The 11605-nt window shown below is 68.2% G+C and carries 9 protein-coding genes; 5 read left to right on the top strand and 4 right to left on the bottom strand.

Annotated elements, in window-relative coordinates; translation table 11 throughout:
• Positions 1–34: 34 nt before the first annotated feature.
• Positions 35–3256 (top strand): BREX system ATP-binding domain-containing protein, encoded by a 3222-nt coding sequence (locus SYV04_RS05855; RefSeq protein ID WP_321544621.1) that lies wholly within the window; start codon positions 35–37, stop codon positions 3254–3256.
• Between the two features lie 100 nt (positions 3257–3356).
• Entirely contained in the window at positions 3357–4601 is a 1245-nt protein-coding gene (locus SYV04_RS05850) for a S8 family peptidase (protein WP_321544620.1), read from the top strand.
• Between the two features lie 349 nt (positions 4602–4950).
• Here the strand turns inward: SYV04_RS05850 and SYV04_RS05845 are convergent, their stop codons facing one another.
• A complete protein-coding gene (locus SYV04_RS05845; RefSeq protein WP_321544619.1) occupies positions 4951–5364 on the bottom strand; it encodes a hypothetical protein in 414 nt (137 codons plus the stop codon).
• A 276-nt stretch (positions 5365–5640) separates the two neighbouring features.
• Here SYV04_RS05845 and SYV04_RS05840 point away from each other — a divergent pair, with 276 nt between their 5' ends.
• Both SYV04_RS05840 and SYV04_RS05835 read left to right on the top strand, forming a co-directional pair.
• On the top strand, positions 5641–6744 hold the full coding sequence (locus SYV04_RS05840; protein ID WP_321544618.1) for an SGNH/GDSL hydrolase family protein: 1104 nt from the start codon (positions 5641–5643) through the stop codon (positions 6742–6744).
• A gap of 15 nt (positions 6745–6759) precedes the next feature.
• Entirely contained in the window at positions 6760–7194 is a 435-nt protein-coding gene (locus tag SYV04_RS05835) for an organic hydroperoxide resistance protein (protein WP_321544617.1), read from the top strand.
• Positions 7195–7253: 59 nt separating this feature from the next.
• Here SYV04_RS05835 and SYV04_RS05830 read toward each other — a convergent pair whose 3' ends face one another.
• The 3 genes from SYV04_RS05830 to SYV04_RS05820 all read right to left on the bottom strand — a co-directional run bounded on the left by SYV04_RS05830 (position 7254) and on the right by SYV04_RS05820 (position 9500).
• Positions 7254–7586 carry a DUF4286 family protein gene (locus SYV04_RS05830; RefSeq protein ID WP_321544616.1) on the bottom strand — a complete coding sequence of 111 codons (333 nt, stop codon included), beginning with the start codon at positions 7584–7586 and terminating at the stop codon, positions 7254–7256.
• Positions 7583–8662: a DUF6068 family protein gene (locus SYV04_RS05825; RefSeq protein ID WP_321544615.1), complete on the bottom strand. Its 1080-nt coding sequence runs from the start codon at positions 8660–8662 to the stop codon at positions 7583–7585. The genes SYV04_RS05830 and SYV04_RS05825 overlap by 4 nt, the downstream gene beginning before the upstream one ends.
• A 118-nt stretch (positions 8663–8780) precedes the next feature.
• Positions 8781–9500, bottom strand: coding sequence for a hypothetical protein (locus tag SYV04_RS05820; RefSeq protein WP_321544614.1), 720 nt, complete (start codon positions 9498–9500; stop codon positions 8781–8783).
• 64 nt (positions 9501–9564) lie between these two features.
• Between SYV04_RS05820 and SYV04_RS05815 the strand changes: the two genes are divergently transcribed.
• Entirely contained in the window at positions 9565–11565 is a 2001-nt protein-coding gene (locus tag SYV04_RS05815; protein WP_321544613.1) for a hypothetical protein, read from the top strand.
• The last annotated feature ends 40 nt before the right edge of the window (positions 11566–11605 follow it).

Genomic DNA, 11605 nt, shown 5'->3' with positions numbered 1-11605 from the left:
AGTCAATCCCTCGCCCTTCCCTCGGGGGCAGCCCTTGACGACCCAGATCGATCCCCGCCTCGCCGCCTTCCTCTCGGATACGGAGGTCTTCCACTCCGTTCAGCACCAGCCCGACGTTCGGAAGCAGGATCCCTTCGATGTGGAGACGGTGCATCAGGAGGCCCGTGCGGCCTTCGAGCGCCTGTTGCTGCGTGCGACGACCCCGCCAGGCCCGGACTCGGGACGGATCCTGCTGCTGCTCGGAGACTCCGGCTGCGGCAAGACGCATCTGCTGCGGGCCTTCCGCTCCGAGGCCCACGAGCGCTCGCTTGGCTTCGTGGGCTACATGCAGATGACGACGGCTTCGTCCAACTACGGCCGTTACATCCTCAGCAACCTCATCACCTCGCTGGACCAGCCCTACCTCGAGCCCGGCGAGGCCCACTCCGGGCTGGAGAAGATCTCCGACGCGCTGCTGGCCAAGTGCGGCAAGGTGGCCGACGTAACCTCCCTGCTGGCGCATCCGGAGGCGGATGCCGAGGAGATCCCCAACCTCGTGGAGGTCGCCGCCGACGAACTCAAGAGTCAGTCCGTTTTCGAGAAGGTCGACCTGGACTTGATGCGCGCGCTGCTCTTCCTCCAGCGCGATGACCCGCGCCTCAAGGGACGCGTGCTCAAGTACCTGCGGTGCGAGAACCTCTCGGACAGTGACCGCAAGTGGCTCGGTGGGTTGGTGCCTCGCATCCATGACCACGAGCCCCTGGAGATGGTGGAGCACCTGGGGCGGCTCATCGCGGCGCTGGGCCACTCGCTCGTGCTGTTCGTGGACCAGATGGAGGGCCTGAACGACTTCGAGAACACCCAGCAGGTGCCGCACATCCGCCGGGTGATGACCACGCTCTGCGCCCTGGCCGACCGCGTGCCCTCGTCGATCATCGTCGTCAGCTGCCTGCACAACTTCTGGAGCGGGTTGAGCAATCAGCTCACGCAGTCGCTGCGTGACCGCATCGAGAAGGATCCGCCCTTCGTCAAGCTGGAGGCCTTGCGCACGGCCGACGAAGCCCGGCGTATCGCCGAGCGCCGGCTGGAACACCTCTATGAGCTGAAAGACGCGCCCTTTGATCATGCGGAGCCCACCTTCCCCTTCCCCCACGAAGGGTTCGAGGCGCTGGCCGGCATGCGCGCCCGGGACGTGCTCGAGACGTGCCGAGTCTGGCGCGAGCGCGCCATCCGCGACGGTACGGTGCCCGATCGCTTCCCGCTGGACAGCGGCAAGGTGGAGAGCGCGCCGCCTCCCCCCGAGCCGAAGGCCCTGGCGCTGGACCAGGCGTGGAACGACTTCCGGTCCGCACATGCCGAGGCGCCGCCCGAGGAGGATGCAGAGCTGGCCACGCTGCTCGTCTGGGCTCTTCGCGCTGCCTCGGAGGAGCTGACGACGGGCCACCGCTTCGACGCCCAGGCCGAGGGCGAGGTCATCCACGTGGGGATGTCCCCGGGCCAGGAGCGGCTGCGGGTGGCTTTCTGCAACAAGGGCTCGGGACGCGGAGCGCTCTTGCGGCAACTTGAACAGGCGCGCAAGGCCGCCCGGGGGCAGACACCCGTCGTGGTGCGCACCAGCTCGTTCCCCAACAGCCCGACTTCCAGCGCGGCAATGGAGCTGGGGAAGCTCATCGCCAAGGGGGGACGCAGCGCGGTGCTGGAGGACAGCGACAGCCGCGTCATCCTGGCGCTGCGCGAGTTCCGCAAGAAGCACGAGTCCCATCCCGAGTTTGCCGCCTGGCTCCGGTCGGTCCAGCCCCTTACCCAGCTCAAGCCGGTGCGCGACATCCTGGACCTGGATCACCTGGGCTCCACGGCCTCGGCGCCCCAGGCACCCGTGCGCACGCCTCCGCCGGAGGCTGCGGCGAGCAAGCCCGTTCCACCCAAGCCCGTGGTGCCTCTCGCGCCCCCGCCCCCTGCTCCCGTGGCCGCGGCGCCACGTGTGGCCAGCGAGCAGGCTCCCTCGGCGCCTCCCAAGCCTCGGGTGCCCATCCGCGCCGGAGTCATGGACAGCCTCCTGAAGGAGGAGGTCATCCTGCAGCCCAATGAGCTCACCCGGCACGCGGCGTTCCTGGGGGGCTCCGGCAGTGGCAAGACGACGGTGGCGTTGAACCTCGTGGAGCAGCTCCTGCTCCAGGGCATCCCGGTCATTCTCGTCGACCGCAAGGGTGACCTCGCCGGCTACGCGGCGGAAGCGTTCTGGACGCGCGACGTCGACGGAAAAGAGCGCGCTGAGCGTCAGGCCCGGCTGAGGAAGTGCCTGGATGTGGCCCTCTTCACGCCAGGCCACCCGCAGGGGCGCCCGCTCGCAATTCCCATCGTGCCGGACGGGCTCGCCCAGCTCCCAGCCTTCGATCGGCAGCAGGCGACACGCCACGCGGCGGACGCGCTGGCGGGCATGCTGGACTACCGACAGAGCCCACGCGACAAGTCCTGCCGCACGCTGCTGAGCCAGGCCATCGACCAGTTCGTCCAGCTCTCCCCGGAGGGCGTCACCTTGAAGCGGCTCAGCGACTTCATCGCTGACAAGGATCCTCGGCTCGTCAGTGCCGCGGGCCGGTTGGACACGAAGCTGTTCGACAAGCTGGCGGAAGACCTGGACCGGCTCCGCATCGATACCGAGTCGTTGCTGAGCAGTGGATCCGAGAAGCTCGACATGGATGTGCTGCTGGGCCGGGGCGCCCACGCGAAGCCAGGCCGGACGCGCCTGAGCATCATCAGCACCCGCTTCCTCGGAGACACGAACAACGTCCTCTTCTGGGTCTCCCAGCTGCTCATCGAGGTGACACGCTGGCTCAACCGCAACCCCTCCACCGAGCTGCAAGCGGTCCTCCTCTTCGATGAGGCGGACATGTACCTGCCGGCAATGCGGCAGCCCGCCACCAAGCAGCCGATGGAGAGTCTGCTCAAGCGGGCGCGCTCGGCGGGCCTCGGCCTGATGCTCGCCACCCAGAGCCCAGGGGACTTCGACTACAAGTGCCGCGACACCATCCGCTCCTGGTTCATCGGCCGGGTGAAGGAGAAGACCTCCCTGGAGAAGATGCGGCCCATGCTCAGCGAGGCCCGGGTGGACTTCACCTCGAAGATTCCCCACCAGGCCACGGGTGAGTTCCACGTCGTCCGAGAGGGCAAGGTGGACCGGCTCAAGGCGGACCTCTCCGTCCTGGCCACCGAACAGCTCTCCGACGATGAGCTACTGCGGCTTGCCCTTCGCACCCTGTCCAAGGAGCCGATGTAGGTAAAATGGAGTTATTTGTGGGTGGATAGGCAACTTCCTGCGCCTCGTTCCGACAATTCAAATGTAAGCCACACGGCCCCTGAATTCGCGAGGTTGCACCATGACCACCATCAACAAGCTCTCGACTCCTTCGATCCAGCCGCAGACCTCGCGTTCGGATGCGGCCTCCTCCAAGCCCGCCGCTCCCGCCGCCCGCGCCGAGTCCCGCGTGGGCCGTCCGGTGGACGGCTTCGACACGGCGCCCTCTTCCTCCAACGTCGTGGATCGCCCCGGCCGCAGCTCCTTCGTGGATCGCCCCACGGGCCTGCGCCCCGGCTCGCCGCTGATCAACCCCTCCGAGAACCTGACGGTTCGCCCGTTCTCCCCGCAGACCCGGGGCCCGGAGGCCGGCGGCCAGGTGGGCGGCAGCGAGCCGAAGCCGAAGCCCTCGGGCGCGCCGGTCATCGCGGTGTTCGACGGCGGCGTGGACGCCAAGCACTCGGACCTGGACGGGGCCATGTGGACCAACCCGGGTGAAGTCGAGGGTGACGGCATCGACAACGACAACAACGGCATCAAGGACGACATCCACGGCTTCAACGTGGGCTTCAACTCGGGCGACCCGATGAAGGGCGCGGGGGCGGACCACGGCACGCACGTGGCGGGCATCATCGCCGCCGAGGACAATGGCGAGGGCAACACGGGCGTGGCGGCGGGCAAGGCGCAGATCCTCTCGGTGGGCGGCCTGTACGACGGCAAGGACCTGCTGACGAACTTCGAGCGCGCGGTGGACTACGTGGTGGACATGAAGTCCAAGGGCGCCAACATCCGCGCGGTGAACGCCAGCTTCGGTGACGAGTACCGGGACGCGGCCTCGCAGGCGCGCTGGAAGACGGCGGTGCAGAAGCTGGCCGATGCGGACATCCTGCTGGTGGCGGCGACGGCCAACGGCAACGGCAGCAACATGAACAAGGTGCAGGACTTCCCGGCCAACGTGGACATGCCGAACGTCATCACCGTGGCGTCCATGGACAAGCGCAACGACAAGCTGGCGAGCTTCTCGTCCCACGGCGACAAGGTGGTGGAACTGGCCGCGGTGGGCGAGGACGTGCTGAGCACGGTGCCCGGCGGCGGCTGGGAGGAGATGAGCGGCACCTCGATGGCGACCCCGCGCGTGGCGGCCACCGCGGCGCTGATGTTCGCGGAGAACCCGAACCTGACGGCGGCGCAGGTGCGCGACATGCTGGTGAAGACGGTGGAGGTGGACCCGGACCTCAAGGGCAAGGTGAGCACGAGCGGCAAGCTGGACATCGACGCCGCCGTGGCCGCCGCCAAGGCCTCCGCCGCCACCGTCGCCACCCGCTAGCGCGGGCTCGGACTCCCCCGCGCGCTACGAGCGGATATCCGGACGCGGTAGGTCCGGTGTCTGAGGCGAGGGCACGTGGGGGGGCGCCGGCTTTTCAATCTCCGGCTGGCTCTCTCTCGAGGGAGAGATCTCCGGGGGTGTCCGCGGCACGTAGGGCTCGACCGGAGGAGTCACGTGTGGCTCCGCCGGCGGGCCGATTTCAGGGTTCTGATCTGGCACTCGGGCCTCCAGGAAAGGGCTCTATTGGGTTCAAGCTGGGGAGCCCTGGAGCAGGGCTCAAGCAGACCCAAGAACCCCGCGCTTGCCTGGCTGCCCACCTACCCGTGGGAGCGACCGCGTGAGGCCCGCGTTAGCGGGAGGCCACGGCGTTCCACCTGCCGTACCGAGAGGCGGGCACCCACACCCACTCCTCCACCTGCTCGTAGTGGCCGGGCACCTGCCGCTGCTCGTAGTAGCCGCCCTCGCACTTCGTGGTGTTGCGGCGCGGCTTGTACTTGCACTCCTGCGGCACCCACACCTGCTCGTAGCGAGCGGGCACCCACTTCTGCACGACCTTCAGCTCGTAGCGGCCCTGCTGGTTCGCCGGAGGCGACGGCCGCGGGTTGCGGTAGCGGTTGCCGTTGCCGTGGGAGCCGCGCAGCGACTGCGTCTGAGCCCCGACGCCGGAAGCGGAGTGTTCGGCCTGGGCGTCCGCCGCCTGAGCGGTGGAACCGAGGAGCAGCGCGCCGAGAGCCAAGGAGAAGAAGCCGGTCTTGAGAGCCATGTGCGAGTTCCTCCGTCGTGTTCGTCGTGTTGTCCTTTCTGACGGGGCACTCGCTCCGGGATTCATTCCAGGGGAGAAGGCACGGTGCGACAATCCCCCACCATGCTCTCTTCGCGTACGCGCGCTCCATGCCCCACGGCACTCTTCCTGCTCCTGATGCTCTTGGCCGGTTGTGTCCGAACGGTTCAAGAGGCTCCGCGCTCCCCACCTGCTCAAGAGGCTCCACCCCCCCCACCTGCTCAAGAGGCTCCGCGTCCCGGAGCCTTCTTGAACGGCATGTACTCTGTCTCTCCGCAAGATCCGCTCATCCGGTACACCGGCCGGTTCGACTTCATCCACCACCCGAGGACCGTGTTCTTCGACTGGCCAGGCGCCACCATCGAAGCCGCCTTCGAGGGCAGCGCGTGTTTCATCCGGCTCGAGGACGGGAACAACGACTACAACGTCTATGTCGACGGCCAGCCCCGGGGCGTGCTCCGCACCTCCTCTGAGCGTCTCTACAAGCTGGTCGAGGGACTGCCCGAGGGACAGCACACCGTCCGGCTCACGCGGCGCACAGAGTCCGGGTTCGGCCAGGCGGCCTTCCGAGGCTTCTTCGTGAGTCGCAAGCTCGTGGAGTTGCCTCCGCGTCCGGACCGCAGGCTGCTCTTCATCGGCGACTCGTTCACCACGGGCTATGGCAACGAGGGGCAGTTGGGGTGCAAGTTCTCGCGCGAGACGCAGAACATCGAGCTCACCTATGCGGCCCTCGTCGCCCAGGAACTGGGGGCCGAGTATGAAATCGTCGCGAAGTCCGGACGCGGAGTGGTGCGCAACTACGGTGAGCCCACGCCCACCTCGCCCAAGCCCATGCCCGCCTTCTTCGCCCAGACCCTGGCCGAGAAGGAGCAGCCCACCTGGGACTTCCAACGCTGGGTGCCCCACGCGGTGGTGATCAACCTGGGCACGAACGACTTCTCCACCGAGCCACATCCTCCCGAGGCGGTGTTCGCCCAGGGCTACGAGGCGCTCATCGCCCAGGTGCGGCAGGCCTACCCGAAGGTGCCCATCTTCTGCGTGGCGGGCCCGCGCATGAAGGATCCGGCGAAGGCGTACATCCAGGCCATCGTGGAGCGCCAGCGTGCGAGAGACGGCGGGCGCACGCACCTGGCGCTCATCCAGGACACCCTGGAGCACCCGGTGGACTTCGGCTGCGACTCTCACCCGAGCGTGACAGGCCACCGGAAGATGGCCGTTCAGCTCGGGCCCATCCTCTCCTCGGCGCTGGGGTGGAAACAGCAGGCGCACCCGGGCGACGTTTCCGGCGGGATTCCGTTGCGTGCGGGCGATTTGCCCACTACTCCGAGGGCGCCAGTGTTGTCGGCATCCCACCCGAAGTGAATCGAGGACTGCACCATGGCTCCTGTCACGATCAGCCCGCTGTACACCGCTACCGCCACCACCCAGGGAGGCCGTAACGGCCGCGTTCGCTCCTCCGACGGCGTGGTGGACATGCCGCTCGCGATGCCCAAGGAGCTGGGCGGCGCCGGCGGTGCGGTGACCAACCCCGAGCAGCTCTTCGCGGCGGGCTACTCCGCGTGCTTCGAGAGCGCGCTCCGGCTGGTGGCGGGCAAGGCCGGCAAGAACGTGAAGGACGCGAGCATCACCGCCTCGGTCACCATCGGCAAGACGCCGGACGGTGGCTTCGGCCTGGCGGTGGAGCTCAAGGGCAAGATGCCGGGCCTGTCGAAGGAAGAGGCCGAGCAGCTCATGCACACCGCTCACCAGGTGTGTCCGTACTCGAAGGCCACCAGCGGCAACATCGACGTGAAGCTCTCCGTCGAGGGCTGAGCAGGGCCAGGGTGAGGGAGCCCGAACACCGGCGCCCTCACCCGTAACACCCGAGGCTGTTATGCCTCCGTCTCGAAGCGCGCCACCTCTCCGAGCACCTGGCGCCGCGCGCGCGTGACGTAGCCGAACAGCCGGTCCGACTCGGCGCGCAGGTGCTTCGCCGCGTCGCTGGCGATGTAGCGCTCCACCGCCTCCACGCTGCTCAGCTCATACGTACACACGTAGCGAGGCCACCCATCCTCCGCCGTGGCGGTGTCACGCCACTTGCGGCAGGAGAGGAAGCCCGGCTCGCGCAGCACCTCGGGGACGTGGACCCGCTCATGCCACTCATTCCACGCGGCCTCGGAGCCAGGAGCCACCTCGATGGTGACGACGTAGAGCGCGGGCTTCACTTCGCGCTCCCGGCCCACACTCCCCAGGCCGAGAGCTTCGTGAAGGCCTCGGGCTCACGCTTGCCCTTGGCGCCCAGGCGGTCCACGCCCTCGGTCAGCGTGCGGAAGCGGGCCTCCTGGGCCAGCCCCGCCAGGGACGCGTCCCACGGGTCGGCAGCGTACGTCTCGTAGCGCACCTTGCGCGTGCTGCCCTCCGTCTCGGGCGTGTCGAAGGTGAGCGAGGCGACGTTGCGGCCCTCGCCGCTGAAGGTGCCACGCGAGGTAGCGGTCGTCTTGGGAGGAGGCCAGCGCGTCGTCCCGATGGCCTCCGAGAGAAGCTCCATCAGGCTTTGCTCCAGGGGCACCACCTCCGCCTCGGCGAAGCTGGGGCACGGCTCTCCACCCGCGGTGGGCGCGGGGCCCTGGACGCGCAGGACGTGGCCCTGCTCGGCGGAGAAGCACGTGCGCTCTACACCGTTGTGGTCCGGCATGCTCAGGCGCAAGTCGTACCAGGTGCCCGGGCCGAAGGGCCGCTCCAACGCTGGCGCGGTGGCCGTGCCTCCCTCGGCGCCTTGGCGGACCTCCACCAGCGTGAGCTGGTTGCCTCCGGTGTCTCCAAAGCCCGACAGGGTGGTGCTCGCATCCAACAGCCCATTGGTGAGGTACAGCGGCCCGGGGCTCACCGCGTACAGCCGGTTCTCCATCGGCCCATCGCTGGGCCGGTTGTCGCGCACGTAGCGTTTGGCCTCCCAGGTGCGGCCCGCGGCAGAGGGTTGCTCGACGCTCTCGGTGCCCTCTCGGGGAACCTCGAGCGGGCGCGAGGCATCCATGCGCATGGGCAGGTGAAGCTCGCGGGCCAGTCGCGGGTTCGACAGGGGCTTGCCCGCGTCATCGGTGAAGCTGAGCTTCAGCCACGCCCAGGGTTGCTGCACCGCCACCACCTCCAGCACCAGCCGCCCGGCCACGGCGCGGGCCTCGCCGCCGCTCCGGCCCGGGGCTCGGTTGGCGGAGAAGCTGTACACCACGCGGTCACCCACGCGGGCCCGGTGCCACGCCGAGGTGCCCTTGGAGGGAGGCGCTTCGGGAGGGCTCTTCACGGGCTCCTCCTGGGGAGGTGTGGAGGGAGTGCCCTCCGACGGGCGCGGCTGGGGGGCGCTGGTACACGCGAGGGCCGCACAGCCAAGAAGGGACAAGAAGGAGGAACGCAGACGCATTTCAGCTCTCCTGACACGGGTTGAAGTGGGCCATGAAGGGGCGAACGGCCTCGGGGTCCACGGTGGTCCCCTGCAGGTCCAGCTCCGAGGTAGGCGTCTCCGGGGAGGGATCCGGCTCCAGCCAGACCCCCATCCGGACGTTGGACGAGCCCGGGCATTCAAAGAAGACGAGGGTGTTGAGGGTGGGGCCCCGCTCGCGGTCGCTGTTGTTGCCGCGCAGCTCGCCGCGCTGGGTGAGGTAGAGCAACCGTCGCCCGTCGTATTCGAGCACGCCTCGGCCGAGGACCTCATTGCCCTCGGTGTCGAGGCCCGCGCGGCTGATGACGCTGGCGTCGTCCGACTTGCCCTCGAGGTAGTCGCGCAGGTTCCCCACGTCACGCGAGGTGGCGCTCTTGAGGAAGAAGTACATGAACACGCTGGCGCCGCCATCATGGGGGGCGTCAGGGTCCTTGGTGGAGATCATCGCGGTGTCCATGACCATGGGCACGCTGAGCGACATCATCGCGTAGTAGCCGTCGGGCAGCGTCTTCGCGCCCAGGGCCTTCTTCACCTTCTCGGTGCGCACGATGGGGTTGGCCATGTCCTCCTTGATCTCATTGGCCTTCTTGGCGACGAACCAGACGCCCACCCCGACGATGATCGCTCCGATCAGCAACAGGCTGCCGCAGCCGATGCCGATGTAGAGCCAGGGGGACTGCTTCTTCTTCACTTCAGGTTGCATGGTGTTCTCCCTGGGGGACTTGATACACCGGGGAACGTCCAAGCCCAATCTTCCGGAGGCCCTCATGCCCGCCGCTCTGCCCATCCGTCGCGTCGTCCTCTACAAGCACGGGGTCGGCTACTTCGAGCGCAAAGGAAAGGTGAGCGGCAGCGAGGCGCTGCACCTGGACTTCAAGGCGCGCGACATGAACGACGTGCTCAAGTCGATGACGGTGTTGGACTTGTCGGGCGGTTCGGTGTCGGCGGTGAGCTACGACTCGACGAAGCCGCTGGAGCAGTTGCTCCAGGAGGCCACCATCCGCATCCCCGAGTCCGGCAGCCTCACGGCGCTGCTGGGGCAGATCAAGGGCGCGCGGGTGCGCGTGCGCGTGGGCGGCAAGGAGCCCGTGGAGGGCATCATCGTCGGCCTGGAGTCGCTGCCGGTGGTGGAGGGCAAGGCGTCCGTGGTGCGGCCCTTCCTGTCGCTGCTGGTGGGCGGCTCGCTTCGCACCTTCGACGTGCTCGAGATCACCGAGCTGGAGTTCCTGGACGATGCGGTGCGCAAGGACCTCGAGTTCTACCTGGCCACGGTGCTCTCCTCGTACAAGAAGGACAGCAAGCGGATGTCCATCCTCACCGCGGGCGAGGGCGAGCGCGAGCTCTTCGTCGCCTACGTGGTGGAGGCGCCGGTATGGAAGACCAGCTACCGCATCCTCCTGGAGGAAGGCGAGAAGCCCCTGCTGCAGGGCTGGGCGCTGGTGGACAACACGGGGGATGAGGACTGGGTGGACGTGGACCTGGCGCTGATCGCCGGGCTGCCGGTGTCCTTCGTCCATGACCTGTACAACCCCCGGTACATGAAGCGCCCGGTGGTGGAGGTGAAGACGGAGGCCGCCGCGGCGCCCGTCATTCCCGAGGAGGGGTATGAGGGAGGGGAGTCTCGGAAGGAGGAGGAGTCCGAGGAGGAGGGGGCGTCGTACGGGGCCGTGGCCCTTGGAGGCCCGGGAGGCGTCGCGCGCGGAGGCGTCGCAGCGGCGGGGAAGATCCAGGTCCGGCGGATACGCGCAGCGGCGCAGCGCAGCGTGGAGGTAAAGACGCTGACGAAAGAGGTGGGGGACCTGTTCGAGTACCGGGTGGATCACCCGGTGTCGGTACACCGCAACCAGAGCGCGTTGGTGCCCATCCTCCAGCGGCCTTTCGAGGGTCGGCGGGTGCTGCTCTACAACCAGGCCACGCGCGAGAAGAACCCGATGGCGTGCATCGAGCTGACGAACACCACTGGGCTCACGCTGGAGGGTGGGCCGGTGACGGTGATGGAGGCTGACACGTACGTGGGCGAGGCGATGCTCGACACGATGAAGCCGGAGGACCGGCGCTTCGTGCCGTATGCGGTGGAGCTGAGCTGCACCGTGTCGGTGGAGAAGGGGATGGAGGACGGGCCAGTGTTCCGGGTGACGGTGAGCCACGGAATCCTGGCGATGGACCAGTACTACCTGCAGCGCAGGAAGTACCTGGTGCGCAACAAGGGCAAGCGCCCGGCGACGCTGTTCCTGGAGCACCCGCGCACGGACTCCGAGCTGCAGGGCACGCCCGCGCCCGCGGAGACGACGGACGGCTTCTGGCGCTTCAAGCTGGAACTGGCGGCGGGGGAGAGCCAGGAGTTCACGGTGACGGAGCGCACGCGGGGCGCGCACCGGCGCGCGCTCAGCACGGTGACCTCGGAGGAGATCTCCTTCTACTTGAGCTCTCGCTACATCGATCAACGGCTCGCGGACGCGATGCGGCAGATCACCATTCTGAAGCAGCGATTGGTGGTGGTGGTGAACGAGGAGAAGCAGCTCACGGACGAGCGGGAGCGGCTCTTCAAGGACCAGGAGCGCATCCGCTCCAACATCGAGTCGCTCAAGAGCGGGGCGGCGCAGCGCGAGCTGGCCGAGCGCTTCGTGACGAAGCTGAGCGAGCAGGAGAACCGGCTGGACGCCATCGGCGTGGAGCTGGAGAAGCTCGCCAAGGAGCGCAAGGCCGCCACCGACGAGGTGGCTCGCCGCATCGAGGAACTCAGCTACGCCGCCGACGTGGGGAGCTGAGGCAGGACGCTCCCGGGCGCCTGGCTGCCCGCCCTGGGGC

Origin of the sequence: Hyalangium ruber (assembly GCF_034259325.1) — a bacterium.
Lineage (GTDB): Bacteria > Myxococcota > Myxococcia > Myxococcales > Myxococcaceae > Hyalangium_A > Hyalangium_A rubrum.
Note: the sequence above shows the minus strand (reverse complement) of the source record. Positions and strands in the feature narration are given on the sequence as shown.